This is a genomic window from Eubacterium sp. OM08-24 (assembly GCF_003438075.1).
Taxonomy (GTDB): Bacteria; Bacillota; Clostridia; order Oscillospirales; family Acutalibacteraceae; genus Ruminococcoides.
Map to the genome: position 1 here is coordinate 124506 of NZ_QSTA01000004.1, position 21031 is coordinate 145536.

The window sequence follows — 21031 nt, forward strand, 5'->3', positions numbered from 1 at the left end:
GGCTTGGTTTATATAATTATCCTTGGTTTAAAAAATATTTAAAAAATGTTTAAAAAATGTAACCAAATTTTGTTAATTATTACACCCCTTAATCGACCTCTTTTTTCTAAAAAGCCTTGATTTTTTGAGCAAATTATTATATAATTGTCATACCGAGTATATCGGAAACATATTTTTATAGGAGGAAATTTCTAATGTCCAAGAAGATCATTAGTCTTATGTTGGCTATGGCTCTTTCTGCTTCAATGGTAGCAGTTGCAGCAGTTAGCGTTTCAGCTGACACAGACAGCGATGGTAACTATGTTCCTTCAGAGGGAACTGAAACATATAGATATTATTTCTATATGCCACAGAGATGGGAAAACGAGTTCACAACAACAACAGGTGCATACTGGTGGGAAGGTACAGATTATTGCGAAACATGGCAGGATATGTATAAGGTTAAAGAAACTGAGAACGAAAACATTTTCTGTATTGATGTTCCAAAGGATGTTCCTAAGCTAATCTTCAACAACTATGTTGACGGCGGTGCAGACCCAGAGGCTCCTCAGTACACAAAGGCTGCTCAGACATCAGATGTTACATGTGTAGACGATGATGGTGAAGATGCTTGGGGTTACTGGCCTAAAACTGAAGAAGACGATCCTAGTAACGCGCTTTATCCGGAAGGTATCAGAAATTTTGATAACATGATTTATGTTATCGATGAAAACAGAATCGAAGAGAACCCACTCAACCAGAAGCTTACATGCCGTGGTCAATGGTACTACTACTATGGTAACGGCGAATATGGTTACACACCTGTAAAGGGTGACGGCGCTGTTTACAACACAGAGTATATGTCATTTGAGCAGGCACTTGCTGATAAGGAAGCTGGCGTTAAGCCATCAGTTCCTGAAACAACAGTTGCTCCTGAGACAACAGTTGCTCCTGAAACAACAACAGAGGCTACAACAGCTCCTGCTCCTGTTTCAAAGCCTGCTCTTACAGTTTACGCTACATCAAACGTATTCCCAGAGGCTAAGGCTGTGTATGATAACTCAACAAAGCAGGTTACAGTTACTTACTACCTCGGTACAGACAGAGATCTTGTAAACCTTGAGTGGTACTTAACATTTGATAACACTGTTCTTGAGTACAAGACCGCTAACAACCTTGATTCATCAGGCAGAAAGCTCAACATTATGCCTCAGATCACACCAGCAGGCGGCGATGTATTCAATACAGATCTCCCAGGTAAGATAAATTCTAACGCTTCTAGCCTTTCACTTTATCCGATTGATTCAACAAAGCCTTTCGTACAGGTTACATTCGATGTAATCGGCGAGCCTGAGAATGTTGAAACAACAATCAACCTCAATGTAAGAGTTCTTACAACAGGCGCACTTGATCCTGACAAAATGAGCCTTGATCCTAATTCTATGAACTCATTTGTAGTTGACTTCACAATTAAGGATCCAGCTCCACTTACATTCACAAACACAACTCTTACAGAGTCAACATATGTTGAGCCAACAGCTCCGGAAACAACAGCTGCTCCTGTAACAACAGCTCCAGAAACAACAGTTCCTGGAACAACAGCTGCTCCTGTAACAACACCTGGTACAACAGCTGCTCAGGAAACAACAGTTGCTCCAGCTCCTGGTGCTGCTGAGACAACAGTTGCTCCTGCAACAGGCGCTACATCAGCAACAGGTTCAACAGTTAAGCCTGGCACAGCTGATACAGCTAATAAGGGTAACACAACTAACAACAATAACGGCACAGTTAAGACTGGTGACGCTACACTCGCAGTTGTAATCCTTACTCTCCTTGTTTCTGCTACCGGCGTTATGTTCGTTATTCGCAAGAGAGAGATTCTTTAATCTTAATTAGCAATAATTAGATTTCTTTGGGCTGGCCTTTTGGTCAGCCCATTTTGATTAAGAAAATACATTACTTAATTGCAGTATATTTATTTTACTGATAATGCAAATAATACTATAAATAATACCCCTATAAACTCATTTTAAATTGTTTTCAATATACTCCGTATAGTTTGAAAATATAGCTTGTATATTGTGTTTTGTCGGTGATTTCAGGTTATAATTCCTATAAATAATAATTATCAAAAAAATTGAAAAAATAGCGTAATTATGAAGAAATTTATCGTAAATATCGGTTGACAAAGCGCAAATACTTTTGTATAATAATCAATAGCGTTTTAATATGCGTTTATGCGGTCAAGAGGTGCAATTATGCTTTTTGAACTTAAAAGTGTCTTTCAAAATGAAGGCGAAGAAAAAACAATCAGCTATCAGCTGGATATAAGCAATATTGACATTGACGGCGTTTTTCCATTCAAAACACCGCTTGATATTACCGCAACAGCAGGAAACAGGGCATCACTTGTTGACCTTACTTTGGTTGTCAGCTTTGACTATGTGCGCAGCTGCGACAGATGTGGAGAAGAATTTACAAGGAAGATGAAGTACAAGTTTACTCATAAGCTTGCCCGTTCTCTTGAAACTGACGGCAACGACGACTATATTGAAACACCTGATTTTGTACTCGACCTTGATGAAACGGTTATTTCTGATGTGCTGTTGTCGCTGCCGCAGAAAAACCTTTGTAAAGAGGATTGCAAGGGACTATGCAGTCAGTGCGGTCATAATCTTAACGAGGGTGAATGTGATTGCGATAAAAAGCAGGTTGACCCAAGGCTCGAGATTCTTAAACAACTTATGGATTGATATATGTTATTGTAAGGAGGTCTTTGTAATGGCAGTACCAAAGAGAAAAACTTCACACGCAAGAAAGAGTTCAAGACGTTCAACAGTTTGGAAGCTTAACGCTCCAACACTTGTAATTTGCCCTAACTGCGGTGAGTACAAGGCAGCTCACAGAGCTTGCGGCAACTGCGGTATGTATAACGGCAGACAGGTAATCGTAAAAGCTAACGAGAACTAATTACGGTACAAACATTATGGGCGGCAGAATTCTGTTCGCCCTTTTGTTTTGCTCTGATACATTGATTTTTTAATGAAATTTGTGTAAAATAAGTGTGAGGTGAGCTCGTGGCTGTAAAAATATTTGGTGTGACTGCTAACAGTCACGCAGACAGAGCAAAAATTAAAAGCGGAGAATCTCTGCTTACTATTAACGGAAATATAATTGAAGATGTGCTTGACTATCGCTTTCATCAGGTAAACAGAGATCTTACTCTTGAAATCCAAGATGGGAACGGCGATGTAAGAACAGTTAAGATTTACAAGAGTGAATATGAAGAAATCGGTCTTGAATTTGAAACATACCTTATGGATGAGCAGAAAAGCTGCCGTAACAAATGTATTTTCTGCTTTATTGACCAGTTGCCTAAGGGTATGCGTGAATCGCTTTATTTTAAAGATGATGACAGCCGACTTTCTTTTTTGTTTGGCAACTACATCACGCTTACCAACCTTAGCCAGCACGAAATCGACCGTATAATCAAGATGCACATTAGTCCTATTAATGTATCGGTGCACACAACAAATCCTCAGTTGCGTTGTAAAATGATGCATAACCGTTTTGCAGGCGATGCTTTAAGGCATCTTGAGAGCTTTGCAAAGGCAGGTATCAGCCTGAATTGTCAGATTGTAGCCTGCCCCGGAATAAATGACGGTGAGGAGCTTTTGCGAACATTTAAAGACCTTGAAAAGCTCGATGTTAATATGACCGCTGTTGTACCCGTAGGACTTACAAGGTACAGAGAGGGTCTGTATCCGCTTACCGAGTACACGCAGGAAACCGCCGAACAAACGGTAGATTTGATAGAAAAATTCGGCGACGAATGTGTAAAAAAATATGGCAGAAGAATTTTTTATGCAGGTGATGAATTTTATATTAAGGCGGGCAGACCGATACCGGAGCCTGATTTTTACGAGGGATTTCCTGCTGTTGAGGACGGCATTGGTATGATAGCCTGCTTAAAGGAAGAAATTGAGTTTGCCGTTGAGGACAGCGAATATAATGAGTCGCTTAATTATATGGTGACAATAGCTTGCGGCGAGGCTGTTGCGCCGTATTTACGAGATATGATGAAGATTATTGCAACTAAATTTCCAAATGTAAAAATAAATGTTGTTGCAATTAAAAATAACTTTTTCGGTGGCGGAGTTAATGTGTCGGGCTTGGTTACAGGCGGCGATCTTATTGCTCAGCTCAAGGGCAAGGAGCTTGGTGAAAAGCTCTTTATTCCGTCATCAATGCTGAGATTTGAAAACGATATTTTCCTTGATGATGTTTCAGTTGAAGATGTTGAGCGAGAGCTAAATATTTCTTTGGGAATTGTAAATAACAATGGTGACGAGCTTGTAAGGGCGGTCACTACCGTAAAGGAGATGTTAGAATGAATAAACCCGTAATTGCTATTGTGGGCAGACCAAATGTTGGTAAATCCACACTATTTAATAAACTTATCGGACAGCGACTTTCAATAGTTGATGACACACCGGGCGTTACTCGTGACCGTATTTACGGCGAGGTTGAGTGGCTCGGCAAAAAGGCTTTTATAATTGATACAGGCGGTATTGAGCCGAAATCCGACGATATTATTTTGTCGCAGATGCGCAGACAGGCTCAGCTTGCCATTGATACCGCAAATGTAATTATCCTTGTTACAGACGGTAAAACAGGTATGGTTGCAACCGATATGGATATTGCGCAGATGCTTATGAAATCAAACAAGCCGATTGTGCTTTGTGTAAATAAATGTGACGGTATTGGCGAACCTACTCCCGAATTTTATGAGTTTTACAACCTCGGACTCGGAGATCCTATTCAGGTTTCATCTGTTCACGGTCATGGTACAGGAGATTTGCTCGACAGTGTTTTTGAACACCTTGATTTTACAGAGGACAGCGAGGATGACGGCACTATAATTAATGTTGCGGTTATCGGTAAGCCAAATGCAGGCAAGTCATCGCTTATCAATAAGATTACAAACGAGGAGCGCTGTATAGTTTCTGACATTGCAGGTACTACAAGAGATACCATTGATACAATGATAGAAAATAAGTACGGTAAATTTAATTTTACCGATACAGCAGGACTTCGCCGTCAGAAAAAGATTTATGACGATATTGAAAAGTACAGCATCATCAGAGCTAAGATGGCGATTGAGCGCAGTGATGTATGTGTGATTATGATTGACGCCGAGGCAGGCGTTACAGAGCAAGACACAAAGGTAGCCGGACTTGCGCACGAGGCAGGCAAGGCTTGTATTCTTGCAGTAAACAAATGGGACGCAATCGAGAAAAACGACAAAACAATGCAGGAGTTCAGGAAAAAGCTCGACACTGATTTTGCGTTTATGTCATATGCTCCGCAGGTGTTTATTTCAGCAAAAACAGGTCAGAGAATTGACAGACTGTTTGAGTTTATTGTTAGTTGTGCGGAGCAGTCGGCACGAAGAATTACAACAGGTATGCTCAACGAATTGCTTGCTCAGGCAACAACAAGAGTTCAGCCACCGTCTGATAAGGGCAAGAGATTGAAGATTTTTTATGTTACTCAGGCATCTGTAAAGCCGCCTACATTTATTTTCTTCTGCAACAATGCCCAGCTGTTCCACTTTTCTTATCAGCGCTATCTTGAAAACAGAATCAGAGAGGCATTTGGTCTTGAGGGAACACCAATCAGAATTATTATCAGGGAGCGTGGCGAAAAGTAATGGATTTTTATTTGACATTTTTAGCGGATAACTGGTGGAGAGTTTTAATTACCGCCGTTGTCGCTTACCTTTTGGGCAGTGTGAATACGGCTGTTATAGTTACAAAAATTGTTACAGGAGGCAAAAAAGACATTCGTGAAATGGGCAGTGGCAACGCAGGCTTTACCAATGTTTTGCGTTCGGTCGGAAAAGTTCCCGCTATATTTACAATCGTGTGCGATGCGCTTAAATGCGTTGTTGCGGTAATAATCGGCTGGCTGATTTTCTCGACTATTCAGGCAGACAGCCAAATTCTTTCAAATGAGTTTGGCAACTGCGGCAAGTATATAGCCGGTATTTTTGCTATACTCGGACATTCGTATCCCGTCTATTTCCACTTTAAGGGTGGCAAGGGTGTTGTTACCGCTGCGGCACTTATAGCAAGTGAGGATTGGAGAGTGTTTATTGCGATTATTGCCACTTTCCTTATAGTTTTTATTTGTTCAAAAATTATTTCGCTTTCAAGTATTACAGCGGCTGTTCTTTACGGCCCGTTTACTTTTCTTGCAACATTCCTTTTTGATTATCCGAACGGATATTCTTTAGGCTATGTAATTTTGTCAACGGTTGCGGCGCTGATTATCGGTATTTTTGTAATCGTTAAGCATAAGGATAACATTAAAAGACTTATGCGTGGCGAGGAAAAGAAAATTACTGCAAAGAAAAAGACAAATGCTTGACGAATTTTTATAAAAGTTGTAAAATAGTGACAGAAATATTATTGAAAGGTCGAATATTATGTCTGACTGTATTTTTTGTAAAATAGTTGACGGCTCTATTCCATCAACAAAGGTTTACGAGGACGATAAAATACTTGCATTCAAGGATTTGAACCCTCAAGCACCTGTTCATACTCTTATTGTTCCTAAACAGCATATTTGTTGTGCAGATAAAATTACTGCCGATAACTGTGAGATAGTCGGTTACATATTCTCAAAAATTCCTGAGATTGCAAAGTCACTCGGTCTTGAGAACGGCTACCGTATTGTTAATAACTGCGGTGAAGACGGTTGTCAGTCGGTAAAGCACTTGCATTTCCATTTGCTTGGTGGCAAAAAGCTTGCTGAAAATATGGCTTAAGAGGTGAGTACGATGGGTACATATAAAATTACCATTGCAGGACTTGAGCGTGAGCTTGAGCTTTTTCCTGTAAGTGATAAGCTTGACATTGCGGCATTTATTATGTTTGGTGATGTTGAAATTACCGAGGCGTCTGCTAAAGAGCTTTTAAAAATTTGCCCTGAGCACGATGTTGTTGTTACAGCCGAGGCAAAGGGTATTCCTCTTTGCTATGAAATGGCAAGACAGGGCTGCAAAAATTATGTTGTTGCCCGCAAGGGTGTTAAAGTGTATATGAGAAACCCGATAGAGGTAAATGTTAAGTCAATTACTACCGAGAACGAGCAGGAGCTCTATCTTGGCGAGGGTGACGCTGACTTTATTAAGGGCAAAAGAGTATTGATTGTTGATGATGTTGTTTCAACAGGTCAGAGCCTTGAGGCAATTGAAGAGCTTGTTACTAAGGCCGGCGGAAATATAGTAGGCAAGGCGGCTGTGCTTGCCGAGGGTGACGCAAGAGGCAGAAAAGATATTATTTATCTTGAGGAATTGCCTTTGTTCTTTAAATAATATATTAAGGATTGAATTTTATGAAACGACCGTTTGCATTGATTGGTATTACATATCTTTCTGTGCAAGCGGCGCTTTTTTATTTTCAGCAAATTTACATTGCGGCAGTAGTTGCCGTTGTGTGTTTTGTCGGCGCTGTTGTTTCGCTTTTTACCTTGAAGAATAAAAGTATTCGGCATACCGCACTCGGATTTTGCATTACCGCTGCGTTTGCAAGTGTGATATTCGGCGGATACAGTGCGCTTGTAAGACAGCCGATTACAGAGAAATATTCTGACAAAGATATATATGTTACGGCAACTGTAATTGAACAGCCGACAAGGAAATATGATTATTACAAATATCTGATTGAAACCGAGCAGATAAATAAAAAAAGTGAAAGGCTGAGGATAAATCTTTCAACAATCAGTGAAATAAATGTTGAAGAATTTGACAGAATAAGCTGTGTTTTATCTGTAAAAGAGTGTGAGCAAAATTCAATGATAGCAGACGGTGCGTTTTTGCAGGCGTCTGCCGATAAGAATTTTGCTTATATTGTAAAAGCCTCGGATAATAAGCCGCTGTATTACAATGCAATTAAACTGCGGAAAAGCTTTGCAAACAGCTTGAATAATCTTATGTCAAATGACAGCGCATCACTGTGCAGAGCTGTTTTGTTAGGCGAAAAGTCGGCGCTCTCGCAGGATGTGCAAAACGATTTTACACGCTGTGGCGTCAGCTTTCTAATAGTAGTGTCGGGTATGCACCTTGCAATTATATGCAGTTTTGTATTTTTCTGTATAAAAGGAATTATCAGGAGCAGGGCATTACGCTCGTTGATAATGATTTTATGTGCATTTGCATTTATGGCGGTAAGCGGATTTTCACCCTCTGTGGTAAGGGCAGGAATTATGCTTGCTGTGGTGTATTCGGGAAAAATGTTTATGCGCAACGGCGATTCGCTTAATTCGCTGGGAATTGCGGCTTTAATTCTTACAGTGCCAAATCCAGTTGCGGTAGCCGATGTGGGTATGCTGTTATCATTTACGGCAACTCTCGGCATAATTTTGTGGGCACAAGGTATGACCGCATTTATAATGGGTAAATTTACAAAATTAAATAGACTTAAAAAACCTGTTGAATTTATTGTAAATCTGTTTTCCGTATCGGTATCAGCGGCTGTATGGACAATGCCGTTTTCGGTATTGCTGTTTGGCAAGGTGTCGCTTTTCTCAATTTTACTTTCAGTTGTGCTTTCGCCCGTTGTAAGCGTACTCGTAGCCTGCGCCCTGCTGACTGTGATTTTTAACGGCATAGGAGCTATCGGCTTTATTGCTTATCCGTTTGCATTTGTATGCGAGTGGCTGAGCCGTTTTGTTTTAGCTGTGGTGGGTGCGATTTCCGGTATTCCGTTTTCATATGTAAATGCCCGTAAGCCGTATTTTTACATATGGCTCGGTTTGGCTGCGGTTATGGTTGTTGCAGGCTGTTTTGTAAAGAACAGGGCAGGCTATGCCGTTAAAAGTGCTGTTGTATCGCTGTGTGTGCTTACTTTGGGTTTTGGTATATATTCAGTAATTGATGTGAGAAATACCGAGTTAAACATTTACGCAACAGGCGGCAATACGGTTATGATAAGGCGTGGCAAAAACTGCTCGGTCATAAGCTGTGACGGAGATTTTGCAAAAATTTACAGCACTGTATCGGATGTGAAGGAAGATACCGACAAGCTCGACTTTCTTATTGTGCCAACCGACAGGGAGAGCAGTGCCGCTTATGCCGATATTATTCAAAGAAAATTTGACGAATCGGATGTTTTGATATATGATAGTAAAGGTGAGTTTAGCGACAGAGAAAATGTAAAGTATTTTAACAGGAACTTTACAGTATATCTTAATGAAAACACCAAAGACGAAATAGTGTGTGCAGAGGGCGGTGTTTATCAGTATATAAGCACTGACAATACAGCTGTTTTGCTCTTTGACGGTGAACTTGATTTTAATAAAATTCCCGAAAAATACCGAAAAGCCGATTATGTTATTGCGGATAAATTCAGTAAAGATATTAAAAGTCTTTTTAGCGGAAAAGTAATCGTTACAGGCAACGGCGAGGGTATCGAGGAAAATTCAGATATAATTTGGATACAAGACGATAATATGGCATTTGCACTTAATTAACGGAGGAAATATGGCTGTACTTACAGACAAACAAATGGACAAGCATATAAAAGAAAAAAATTTTGCTAAAATATATTTGATTTACGGCGATGAACAAATGTATGTTAGGAAATATACCGATAAACTTGTTACTGCGGTGGCAGGCAAAACTCCGTCAGATTTTAATTTTCATTCGTTCGGTGACAGTATTAATTTTGACGAGCTTGCCGCATCTGTTCAGATTGTGCCGTTTATGAGCGAATATAACTGCGTTTTGGTGAGTGATGCCGCCTTTGATGAGTTTAATGCAAATGACAACGCAAGGTTTGCCGATATTTACAAGGCAGTGCCTGACGGTACTGTTTTTATTGTATCTTTGCCGTCTATTAAGCCTAAAAAAAATACAACGGTTTTGCCTGCGCTTAAAAAATATGCGGACAAAAACGGTATAGTTTGCGAATTTAACACACTTACTCAGAACGAGCTTGTTAAATTTATTGCCAAATGGGCGAACGCAAACGGCAAGATTATTTCTCAGGTAAACGCAACTCACCTTATATCGCTTTGTGGTCGTGACCTTAATATGCTGAAAAATGAGATTGATAAGATTTCGGCATACGCAAAGGGAGAAGAAATATCTTGTGATGATATTGATAAGTTGGCGACAGTTACGCTTGAGGCAAAGGTTTTTGCACTCTCGGACGCTGTGCTTAACGATAATGCACAAAAAGCGTTTAATACGCTTGATGTATTGTTTTATCAGCAGGAAAAAACAGCCGATATGCTGTATATTTTAACAAAGGCGTATATTGACGCATACAGAATACGAGTGGCAGACGAAAGCGGAATAACGAAAACCGAAGTTGCAAATAAGTTTAATTATAAAAACAGAGCGTTTGTACTTGATAATGCAAAAAAAGCGACAAAGCGAGTATCAACGCAGGCACTGAGAAAGTCGCTTGAAATACTTTTACAGGCTGATACAGAGTTTAAGAGCGTAGCGATAAATGACAGAATGTTTTTTGAAAAATTAATCGCAAACCTTTTGCTGACAGCTGAGAGGGGTAGAGTTTAATTGCTTAAAATAAAAGAGGCAATAATAGTAGAGGGCAGATACGATAAAATAAAATTAAAAAATATTGTTGATGCCACAATTATTGAAACCAACGGCTTTAGAGTGTTTTCAGACAAAGAAAAGCAGTCGCTTATTCGCAAAATTGCAGAAACCAAGGGAATACTTGTATTTACAGACAGCGACTCCGCAGGTTTTGTTATAAGGAATTTTTTGCGTGGTGCGGTTGATAAAAGCAAGATAAAGCATTGCTACATACCGCAGATAAACGGTAAGGAAAAGCGAAAGGCGCATAGCTCAAAAGAGGGCTTTCTTGGTGTTGAGGGAGTGAGCGATGATGTTATTATTGACGCTATCCGCAAAAGCGGTGCAACAATCATAGGAGAAGAAAGTCAGGCGCAAAGCGGAGAGATTACAAAATCCGATTTATATCGGCTCGGACTTACGGGCAGAGAAAATTCGGAAAAGCTGAGGAAAGCACTTTTAAAAAATTTAGGAATGCCGTCATATCTCACTACAAACGCTATGCTCTCGGCAATTAATTGCTTATATTCGTTAGAAGAATTAAAAAACATAGTAGAAAATTTGGAAATTTAATAATCGTAATTGAAATCATCGTTTTTGGACATAATAAAAACGGTGATTTTTTTGTTAAAGAGATTAAAATGTGATTGTATGATTTTTTCAATAGGCGGTGTAGCCTATGCTTTGCTTGAAATATTGTGGCGGAGAAAAACGCACTGGACTATGGCGGTTACGGGTGGGAGCTGTTTCCTTGCTATTTTCAGAGTATATAAAAAGTTCCCGAAACTTTGCCTGCGCAGTAAGTGCCTTATCGGCGGAGCGATTATTACATTTATGGAGGGCATATGCGGTTTTATTGTAAATGTAAAGTGCAAGCTCAATGTTTGGGATTACAGTAACTGCACCTTGAATTTTAAAGGACAGATCTGCCCGTTTTACAGTATGCTCTGGATTCTTTTGTGTATTCCGATAAGCGGTATATGCAAATTGCTCTGCAAAAATAAAAAGATAGTTTAAAAGTCACTTTAGCGTCATTATGAGTATTTATAATAAACCTGTAAAATAAATTTGGAGGAATTATTATGGAAATACTCAGAGTTGAAAATCTTGTGAAAACTTACGGACAGGGCGACAATGTTGTGAATGCTGTTGATAATATTTCTTTGTCGGTAAACAAGGGCGAATTTGTGGCAATAGTAGGCGCAAGCGGCAGTGGAAAGTCAACTTTACTGCACCTGCTTGGTGGAGTGGACAGACCGACAAGCGGTGAAATTTATATAGACGGCAACGAAATTAATTCTATGAATAACGATAGTCTCGCTATTTTCAGACGCAGGCAGATTGGAATTGTGTATCAGTTCTATAATCTTATTCCTATTCTTACTGTGGAAGAAAATATTTCTTTGCCTTGCGACCTTGACGGTAACAGACCCGATAAAGAGAGAATGAATTTGATTTTAAAATCTTTCGGACTTTTTGAAAGAAAAAATCATCTGCCGAACGAGCTTTCGGGCGGTCAGCAACAGAGAACCTCGATTGCAAGAGCTTTAATAAATAATCCGGCTATTCTGCTTGCTGACGAGCCGACAGGTAATCTTGATTCAAAATCCACAGAAGAAATTATGAGTATTTTGAAAATGTCTAACCGTGACTTTAATCAGACAATAATTATGATTACGCACAATCTTGAAATTGCAAAGGAAGCCGACAGAATTATTACAATTCAGGACGGCAAAATTTTAAGGGAGGCGTAAGGCTTGAAGATACTGAATAAACTTACTGTTAAAAATTTAAAGTTGAATAAAAGCCGTACGATTGTTACGATTATCGGTATTATGCTTTCGTGCGCTTTGATTATGGTTGTTGCCGGTATGGCGGCAAGCGCACAACAGACAATGGTAAACTTACAAATTAATATGACGGGTAATTATGATTTATTTGTAAAAGGAGCAAACAAAAAAATTATTGACAATGCGCAGGCAAACAGAAATGTAAAGGACATTTATATAAAACAAAATCTCGGTTGCGCATATCTGCCGCAGGCGAAATTTGACACAAAACCGTACATAAATGTGGTAGCATTTAACGAAAAATCATTTACAGACTGTTTTAATGTTACACTTAAAGAGGGCAGACTTCCGCAAAACGGAAACGAACTTGTGCTTTCGCAGAGTGTAATTGAAAACAGCAAGGCAGACTATAAAATCGGAGATACAGTTGCTCTTGATTTGGGGAAGAGAGTCTATGCTTCGGGTGACGAAATACCTTTAGATGATACGGATTATTTTAATGACACCAATGGTACAGAAAAGCTGGTCGATACTCATAAAAAGACTTACACTGTTGTAGGTGTGTTTAATAAGGTTTCTTCATCATATTTTGCGGCAGACAGCATTTCTGCAAGCAGTTCCGCTTTCACTTTAGCTGAAGAAAATGCCGATATAAATGATTTGTTTATAAGTTTTACATCAGACGGTGAAAAAGATTATATTACAACGAGCGGTGAAATTTTAAATTTAACGGGTGACGATTTTGAGAGTTTAAAAAATAATTTTGAAGTTTATCTTGAAAACGGTGATTTTGATGAGGCGGATATAAACAAAGATTTGCTGAGATACAAAGGCTTTGCGCTAAGTGACGAGTATATGAGAATGCTTTTTTCATTAGCTGTAATAATTATTGTAATTATTGCAATTTCAAGTATTTTTGTTATCCGCAACAGTTTTGCAATTTCAATTACCGAAAAAACAAAGTTGTACGGTATGCTTGCTTCAATCGGTGCTACATCAAAGCAGATAAGGCATAATGTGCTTTTTGAGGGCTTTGTGCTTGGCATAATCGGTATTCCGGCAGGCATTTTGCTTGGCGTAGGTGTAATTGCGCTGCTTGTGGTAATTTTGAACGCATTGCTTGAAAATATGCTGAACGGAATCTCATTTGTTTATGCCGTTCCATGGTGGGTAGCGGTTATTTCTGCTGTAATGTCAGCGGTTATTATTCTGTTTTCTACGCTTTCATCGGCTTTCAGAGCCTCAAAAATTGCTCCGATTACCGCAATCAGAGGCAACAATGATATTAAGATTAATAAAAATAAAAGGAAAAGTTATAAAGCACCGAAATTTATTAAAAAGCTGTTTGGTGTGGGTGGAGAGATTGCCTATAAAAACCTTAAACGCAGTAAAAAGAAGTACCGCACTACTGTGATTTCTATTATTGTTACCGTTGCAATGTTTATTTCAATTTCCACCTTTATTGAGTACGGATTAAAAATTGCAGGTGATCACTTTAAGGATATGCCTTACAATATTACTGTACATGCAAACGATAAGCTGTCATACGAGGAATACGAAAATATTTACAAAAGAATCATTGCTGATACGGATATAAATTCAAGTATAAAAGCCTGTGGAAATGATTATGGCAATATAGTGGGGCTTACCGATTATTATACGGAGGATGCCAAAGCGGCAGAGTTACCGGGCGGCGATTTAGCGTATGTGTTTGGTGTGGATAATAAGAGCTTTAAGGAGTATGTAACCGCACTTGGATATAATTATGATGATGTCAAGGATAAAGCACTTATTACGAATGATTTTAAATACTATAATTCGGATAATATTCTTATCAAGGGTAAGGAATTTGACTTGCCTATGAATACTGTTGTAAAGTTGTATCCTAACGGAACCCCGTCATATACTGAGGATGATATTAAAGAAATTCAGAAAACAGATCCTGATTTTGTATATAATCCGGATGATTATAAGTCTGTTGACCTTGTTATATATGATACAATTAATAAGGAAGTGCCGGGGTCTATAGTTTCAAGTATTATGAGTACCCAAATTGAGGGAAGTGTGCTTGTAAGTGAGGATTATTTTAAAAAGCTGTTTGGCGAGGATAATGACTATACAACAAGAGTCATTGTTATTGATTCGGCTGACCCTGTAAATACGGTAGAATATATAAATAATCTTGATATAGAAAATCTTGATGTTTTTAATATTAACGAGCAAAAAGAACAGATGAATGCCGTTGTGCTTATTATTGCAATCTTTGCTTACGGTTTTATTATTGTAATTTCACTTATCGGTATAACAAATGTATTTAACACAATCAATACCAATATGCGTTTGCGCAGTAAGGAATTTGCGATGCTCAAGTCTATCGGTATGACAAAGAAAGAATTTAACAGAATGATAAGACTTGAAAGTTTGTTCTACGGTTTAAAATCCTTGCTTATCGGTGTTCCGCTCGGATTGCTCGGAGGTTATGCTATATTTAAGGCTACGGGAAATACCATTATGCTTGAGTATTCATTCCCAACCATGGCGGTGCTTATCAGCATTGTGTTTGTTTTCTCGGTTGTATGGCTTATTATGAAACTGTCAATAAGCAAGGTGAATAAGCAGAATATAATTGAAACAATAAGAAACGATAATATTTGACATATCGGCTTACAGGGTGATATAATCACAAAAGAAGGGAAGTGTTAGTATGAAGATACTGCTTGTTGAGGACAACAAAAGTATAATTAAAGGGCTTGAATATGCCTTTGCACAAAACGGCTACGATTGCGAGTATTGCGTAAGTTTTAATGAGGCAATGCAAAAGGCTCCGTTTAATTATGATATAGCGGTACTTGATATAACACTTCCCGATGGCAACGGCTTTGATTTATTCGGGAAAATACGCAAATACAGCGACTTGCCTGTCATTTTTCTTACTGCCGTTGATGACGAGGACAGTGTGGTAAACGGACTTGAGCTTGGCGCTGACGACTACATAACAAAGCCGTTCTCCACAAGGGAGCTTATTGCACGAATCAAGCGTGCGGCAAATAAGAACAGCAAAAAGGATATAATAACTGTTTCGGGAGTAACGCTTGACCTTGACAAATCGGCGGTGTTTGAAAACGGAAAACAGCTTGAACTTACCGCACTTGAATATAAATTATTGTCGCTGTTAATGCAAAATGCAGGTAAAGTGGTAACACGAGAACTGATATTTGAAAAAATATGGGATGTATCGGGCAACTTTGTAAACGACAATACGCTTACCGTATATATCAAAAGAATACGCAAAAAGCTTGATGCGGATATAATAAAAACGGTAAAGGGAATGGGGTATCAGGTTGCGGAGGTCAGCAAATGAAGAAGTCATATAGATTTGTTGCGCTGTGCCTTGCGCTAACAGCTTTTTTCTGTATTATCTCGGCTGTTTGTACGGCAGTCTGCCTTGAAAATGTAAGGAAAACAACCAACAGTACCGTTAATCGGCTTGTAGCCGTAATGCTTGAAAAATATCCCGATATAAGCGAAAAGGAAATTGCTGAAATACTCAATGACAAAACAGCTGTCGAAGATGATATTGAGATTTTAGAAAAATACGGAATTGACTTAAAAAGCGACTGGATTTCTTACGGCAATCAAGGCTCGTATAAATATGTAGTTATTTCGGCAATTATTTGCTTAGCCTTTGGCATTGCTTTTATAGTGGTATTTTTATTATATTTAAAAATGCAAAAGCAACAGACTATGGAAATAGCAAAGCGGATTGAGCGTATTAACCTTGGCGATTATTCATTGCAGATTGACGAGAACAGCGAGGACGAGCTTTCTCTGCTTGATAATCAGATTTACCGTACAACCGTAAAATTCAGAGAGCAGGCGGAAAATTCAAGGAAAGACAAGGAAAACCTGCAAAAATCATTGTCGGATATTTCACATCAGCTCAAAACTCCGCTCACTTCAATAATTGTTATGGTGGAGAATATTTTAGATGATGACGATATGCCGCTTGAAATCAGGCGTGAATTTTTAAATGATATTAAGCACAACACGAATACTATTTCTTTTTTGGTGCAAAGCCTGCTTAAATTATCAAAACTTGACGCAGAGGCGGTTAAATTCAGATATGAGCAGGTTGAGGTGAAAAGCATTGTTGATGAATGTATTAAAAATACCGCTGTAATGGCTGAAATTTTGGGTGTAAGACTTGAAACCGAGTGCAACAACATAATTCTTAATTGCGACAGAAAATGGCTTTGTGAGGCTATTACGAACATAATTAAAAACTGTATTGAGCACTCGCACAACGGAAACATAAAAATAACCGCTGAGCAAAATAAACTTTATACGAAAATCAGTATAAAGGATAACGGCAGCGGTATAGACAAAGAAGATTTGCCGCACATATTTGAGAGATTTTATAAGGGCAAAAATTCAAGTGATGACAGTGTGGGCATAGGACTTGCCCTTGCAAAGTCGATTATTGAAAAGCAGAGCGGATATATCGGCGTGTCATCTGAGCTTGGTGCAGGCAGTGAGTTTGTAATTAAGTTTTTTAATAATTAAATATAAAACAAAAATGGGTTGCCACAACTGAGTGACAACCCATAATTTTATATCTTAAATTTCAATACTTTTAATTGAATCAAACTCGTCCTGAATTTCTTTTGAAGGTTTCTTTGCTATAAGAGAAACTATAATATTTACGATAAGCGCAAGCGCAAAACCTAAAACAAGAGAATAAAGATTTGTTGTTTTGTAAAGAGTTACACCGTTTACGAGCGGTAAATAGTCCCAAACAATAACTGTTAGTGCTCCTGTTGCCATACCGCTGATAGCGCCTGCGAGAGTTGAGCGTTTCCAGAATAATGCAAGAAGAACAACAGGGCCGAATGCTGAGCCAAAGCCTGCCCATGCATCGGAAACAAGTCCCATAATACTTGAATTAGGGTTGATTGCGATTACAAAACCGATGATTGCTACAACGATTACGGCAATCTTACCGATGTTAAGGGCGCTTTTTTCGGTAGCGTTTTTCTTTACGCCCTTGTAAATATCTTCAGATACGGCAGATGCGGTAACAAGGAGCTGGCTGTCGGCTGTTGACATAATAGCCGCAAGAATACCGCAAAGGAATATACCGCCGATGAATATCATTATTCCGTTATCGGAGAAGATCTGCTGAATAAGTCTGATGAATACTGTTTCGCTTGCTGTTGAATCAAGGTTTGTTGTAAGGTATCCTCTTGCAACAAGTCCGATAAGGCAAGATGCGGCAAGTGAAATGATAACCCATACAATAGCGATTTTCCTTGATTTCTTAATTTCGGAGTCACTCTTTACAGCCATAAATCTGATAAGAATATGTGGCATACCAAAGTATCCGAGACCCCATGCAAGGTTAGAAATGATAGAAACGGCTGAAACATTAGAACCGTCATCATTTTTAAAGAAGTTGAGGTAGTTATCGGGGGTTGTTACACCGCTGTCTATAAGTGATTGTGAAAAGCTGTTGCTGTATGTAAGCGATACATAAGCGATTATCGGAACCGCCATAATCGCAACAAGCATTAACAGTCCCTGTATAAAGTCTGTGTAGCAAACAGCCTTGAATCCGCCCAGGAATGTATAAACAAGAATTACAATTACAGCAACTATAAGACCGATGGTATATACAGTGTCATAATTTTCTCCGTTGCCGAAAAGTGTTGCAAAGAGCTTAGCTCCCGAGCTGAACGCCGAGGCTGTATATACTGTAAAGAAGATTGCAATAATAATGGCAGATACCATTTTTATTACGCCCTTATCGTCACGATAACGATTCTGGAAAAAGCTCGGTATTGTAAGCGAGTTTCCTGCTACAATTGTGTATTTTCTAAGTCTTGCCGAAACAATATACCAGTTTAGTATAGTACCAATCAAAAGTCCGACTGCTATCCATACCTCGCCGGTTCCTGCAAGATACACCGAACCCGGAAGTCCCATAAGCAGCCAACCGCTCATATCTGATGCCTGTGCCGAGAGTGCGGCGGTCCAGCCGCCAAGATTTCGTCCGCCGAGGAAATAGTCCTCGTTGTTCTTTGTGCCCTTAGACGATACAAAGCCAATAATTATCATAATGACCATATATGCCGCAAAGGAGCATAAAACTATTATATTTGCTGTACTCATATTTTCCTCCTCTATTTTGTTATTAAACACAAATACTCTTTAATAGTACCAAATTTCAGCAAAAAAATCAAGTAAATTCAATGTTGTAGCAGATTTATACAATAAAATATTTTTATATAATTGTATATTTATTACAGCAGAGCCAATAATAACAACGGAGGTGCTATTTATGAGCGAAAATAACAGCAGAAAGAAAAAGAGCAGATATGAAAAGGCAGGTTTTTATACTGCACTTTCAATTTGTCTTATAGCCGTAACAATGGCAGTGTATTCAACATACAATACTATATCGGGAAAAGAGCCGACCGAGCAGTCAACAACCGCAGCGGCAGAGGTAAATAACCGTATGACAGGTGTTACCGAAACTGTCGCACCGACAACAGTGCCAAAACTGACAGAGGAAATGACAATTCCGACTTTATCGGCTACAATTCCGCAGTATACCGAGCCAGACGAACAGGATACCACAAAAAGCGCTTTGCAGACTATGCTTTCTACCGACTTAACACTTGGTTATCCGCTAAATCAGAAAAATATTATAAGGGAATACAGCGAAAAAACTGTTTACTACAAAAGCCTGAATGTATGGAAATCGCACTTAGGTGTGGATTTTGCAGGCGAGCTTGGTGATGAGGTAACCGCAATGACAGGCGGAGCGGTAATCAGAGTAGCTGATGACAAAATGTATGGCAAAACGGTTGAAATTGCAACAGACAATGCGGTAGTAATTTACAGTGGTCTTAACGGAATTACCGTAAAAGAGGGCGATTCTGTGGAGAATGGCAGTAAAATCGGCGTTATGGGAGCTGTGCCCTGCGAGGTGCACGATAAAAATCACATTCACATCGCAGTAAAAATAGACGGACAGTATGCAGATCCGCTTTCATTTATCAGCAACGGAGAATAATATCTTCGTTTTTATCATAGATATATATTAATCACGCCCTCGTATCGTTTCAGGGGCAAACAAAAAAGTGATGGTTGATTTCAGCCATCACTTTTATCTTATTCGTATTCACGATTTACAATTCATTAGTACGGTTATCTTTCGCTCTGATGCCATTCTTCATTACCAAAGATAAAATCATCAATATCCATTACGATAATTCTCATAAAAACACCTCCTTAAATTATAGTATAGTAAACGATACCATTATATTCAGGAAGTGTAGTCTTTATGCAGTCTTATTTATTGATAACATCTAAGTATCCGCAAATAATATCAACTGCCTGCTCGATAGATAGACGAGTGCTGTTAATGCATAAATCGTAGTTATCTGCCAAGCCCCACTTTTTTCCTGAATAAAAGCTGTAATAGTTCGCTCTGTTTTTGTCTGCTTTCAATACCGCCTGCTTTGCACGAGCGGGATCAATACTCTGTCTTTCAACTGCTCTCTTAGTTCTTACATCTATATCAGCATAAATGTATACCTTCGCAAGGTTAGGGTGTTCCTTAAGAACATAGTCTGCGCATCTGCCAACAAATACACACGGACCTTCATCGGCAAGACTTTTAATAATCTTATGCTGTAAAATGTAGAGCTTATCATTAACAGGTAAATCACCCATAGATGAAAAACCGTTACCATAATTATAAAGTCCTAAAGAAAGAGAGTACAAAAGGCTGTTTGTTGCCTTCTCATCAACATTTTCAAATACCTCAGGACTGATTCCGCTTTCTTTGGCTGCTAAAGATATAAGCTCTTTATCATAGAATGGAATGCCAAGACGCTCAGAAAGTGCCTTTCCGATGTCGTGACCACCTGAACCGTACTGTCTTGTAATTGTAATAATGTTTTTGCAGCTCATATCATAACCTCCGGTGCAAAGAAATGTATAGTAAAGTAAGTTCAAATACTCACTCTATACATATATATAATATCATATTTTTTAAAAAAATCAAATGAATTATACAACTTTTACAAAATTTGTGTAATCAATCTAAATTGATTTGAGTTGCTTTGTGCACTATTACTGTATAGCGTATAAGAAATATATTGAGTTTGTACGAAGATGGTTGTTAATACTATTATATAGTAAATAAATGTAGATTTTAAAACAACCGACCTATTGATCTGCCAACCTTATAGGATTAAGACGGATTATTAATATCATTATATCTATATTAAGATAAAAGCAATTTAAGAATTAAATCCAGAAACAGCACTTATTTTTGCAAAATCGTGATACATTAATATAGATATATAACTTATATTGTATTTTCACAGACTAATAATAGTATATACGCATTATGTAAACACGATATATTGTGTTTATAAAGATGAAGTAAAAATTTTTTTAAAAAATTTGAAAAAAGGGGTTGCAATTTGTAAAAAGGCGTGATATAATAACACTCGTCGCTTGAGGAAAGCACAAAAACAACAGAAAAGTTTGAGAGCACAGAGTAAAGCTATTAAAAAGTTTTGAAAGAGATTTCAAAAAACTTTTTAAAAAGTTTGAAAAAAGTGTTGACAAACAAAAA

The 21031-nt window shown here is 38.5% G+C and carries 19 protein-coding genes; 17 read left to right on the forward strand and 2 right to left on the reverse strand.

Annotated features, from left to right (window positions below):
* The first annotated feature begins 194 nt into the window (after positions 1-194).
* The 16 genes from DXC23_RS08415 (at position 195) to DXC23_RS08490 (ending at position 16944) form a co-directional block, all read left to right on the forward strand.
* Positions 195-1865 carry a hypothetical protein gene (locus DXC23_RS08415; RefSeq protein ID WP_117705665.1) on the forward strand — a complete coding sequence of 557 codons (1671 nt, stop codon included), beginning with the start codon at positions 195-197 and terminating at the stop codon, positions 1863-1865.
* Positions 1866-2237: 372 nt separating this feature from the next.
* The gene (locus tag DXC23_RS08420) at positions 2238-2732 is read left to right on the forward strand and encodes a DUF177 domain-containing protein (protein WP_117705666.1); all 495 of its coding nucleotides are present in this window, start codon (positions 2238-2240) and stop codon (positions 2730-2732) included.
* Positions 2733-2760: 28 nt separating this feature from the next.
* Entirely contained in the window at positions 2761-2949 is a 189-nt protein-coding gene (gene rpmF / locus DXC23_RS08425) for a 50S ribosomal protein L32 (RefSeq protein ID WP_022234847.1), read from the forward strand.
* A gap of 107 nt (positions 2950-3056) precedes the next feature.
* A complete protein-coding gene (locus DXC23_RS08430) occupies positions 3057-4373 on the forward strand; it encodes a DUF512 domain-containing protein (protein WP_117705667.1) in 1317 nt (438 codons plus the stop codon).
* Entirely contained in the window at positions 4370-5692 is a 1323-nt protein-coding gene (gene der / locus DXC23_RS08435; protein ID WP_117705668.1) for a ribosome biogenesis GTPase Der, read from the forward strand. Before DXC23_RS08430 ends, der begins: the two co-directional genes overlap by 4 nt.
* On the forward strand, positions 5692-6411 hold the full coding sequence (gene plsY, locus DXC23_RS08440) for a glycerol-3-phosphate 1-O-acyltransferase PlsY (RefSeq protein WP_117705669.1): 720 nt from the start codon (positions 5692-5694) through the stop codon (positions 6409-6411). Before der ends, plsY begins: the two co-directional genes overlap by 1 nt.
* Positions 6412-6469: 58 nt before the next feature.
* Positions 6470-6811 carry a histidine triad nucleotide-binding protein gene (locus DXC23_RS08445; RefSeq protein ID WP_117705670.1) on the forward strand — a complete coding sequence of 114 codons (342 nt, stop codon included), beginning with the start codon at positions 6470-6472 and terminating at the stop codon, positions 6809-6811.
* Between the two features lie 12 nt (positions 6812-6823).
* On the forward strand, positions 6824-7360 hold the full coding sequence (locus DXC23_RS08450; RefSeq protein WP_117705671.1) for a phosphoribosyltransferase family protein: 537 nt from the start codon (positions 6824-6826) through the stop codon (positions 7358-7360).
* A gap of 20 nt (positions 7361-7380) precedes the next feature.
* Positions 7381-9516 carry a ComEC/Rec2 family competence protein gene (locus DXC23_RS08455; protein ID WP_117705672.1) on the forward strand — a complete coding sequence of 712 codons (2136 nt, stop codon included), beginning with the start codon at positions 7381-7383 and terminating at the stop codon, positions 9514-9516.
* Positions 9517-9526: 10 nt separating this feature from the next.
* Positions 9527-10570, forward strand: coding sequence for a DNA polymerase III subunit delta (gene holA / locus DXC23_RS08460; protein ID WP_117705673.1), 1044 nt, complete (start codon positions 9527-9529; stop codon positions 10568-10570).
* Positions 10571-11164: a DUF4093 domain-containing protein gene (locus DXC23_RS08465; RefSeq protein ID WP_117705674.1), complete on the forward strand. Its 594-nt coding sequence runs from the start codon at positions 10571-10573 to the stop codon at positions 11162-11164.
* Between the two features lie 78 nt (positions 11165-11242).
* Positions 11243-11608, forward strand: coding sequence for a hypothetical protein (locus tag DXC23_RS08470; RefSeq protein ID WP_117705675.1), 366 nt, complete (start codon positions 11243-11245; stop codon positions 11606-11608).
* 65 nt (positions 11609-11673) lie between these two features.
* Positions 11674-12345, forward strand: coding sequence for an ABC transporter ATP-binding protein (locus tag DXC23_RS08475; protein ID WP_117705676.1), 672 nt, complete (start codon positions 11674-11676; stop codon positions 12343-12345).
* A 3-nt stretch (positions 12346-12348) separates the two neighbouring features.
* Positions 12349-15036, forward strand: coding sequence for an ABC transporter permease (locus DXC23_RS08480; protein ID WP_117705677.1), 2688 nt, complete (start codon positions 12349-12351; stop codon positions 15034-15036).
* A gap of 49 nt (positions 15037-15085) precedes the next feature.
* A complete protein-coding gene (locus DXC23_RS08485; RefSeq protein ID WP_117705678.1) occupies positions 15086-15742 on the forward strand; it encodes a response regulator transcription factor in 657 nt (218 codons plus the stop codon).
* A complete protein-coding gene (locus tag DXC23_RS08490; RefSeq protein WP_117705679.1) occupies positions 15739-16944 on the forward strand; it encodes a HAMP domain-containing sensor histidine kinase in 1206 nt (401 codons plus the stop codon). The genes DXC23_RS08485 and DXC23_RS08490 overlap by 4 nt, the downstream gene beginning before the upstream one ends.
* Before the next feature lie 54 nt (positions 16945-16998).
* Here the strand turns inward: DXC23_RS08490 and putP are convergent, their stop codons facing one another.
* Complete coding sequence (gene putP / locus DXC23_RS08495) at positions 16999-18549, reverse strand: sodium/proline symporter PutP (protein WP_117705680.1); 1551 nt, start codon at positions 18547-18549, stop codon at positions 16999-17001.
* A gap of 169 nt (positions 18550-18718) precedes the next feature.
* Here putP and DXC23_RS08500 point away from each other — a divergent pair, with 169 nt between their 5' ends.
* Positions 18719-19456: a M23 family metallopeptidase gene (locus DXC23_RS08500; protein ID WP_117705681.1), complete on the forward strand. Its 738-nt coding sequence runs from the start codon at positions 18719-18721 to the stop codon at positions 19454-19456.
* A 278-nt stretch (positions 19457-19734) separates the two neighbouring features.
* On the opposite strand, the gene DXC23_RS08505 is transcribed toward DXC23_RS08500, so the two are convergent.
* Complete coding sequence (locus tag DXC23_RS08505; RefSeq protein ID WP_117705682.1) at positions 19735-20358, reverse strand: cytidylate kinase-like family protein; 624 nt, start codon at positions 20356-20358, stop codon at positions 19735-19737.
* Positions 20359-21031: the final 673 nt, after the last annotated feature.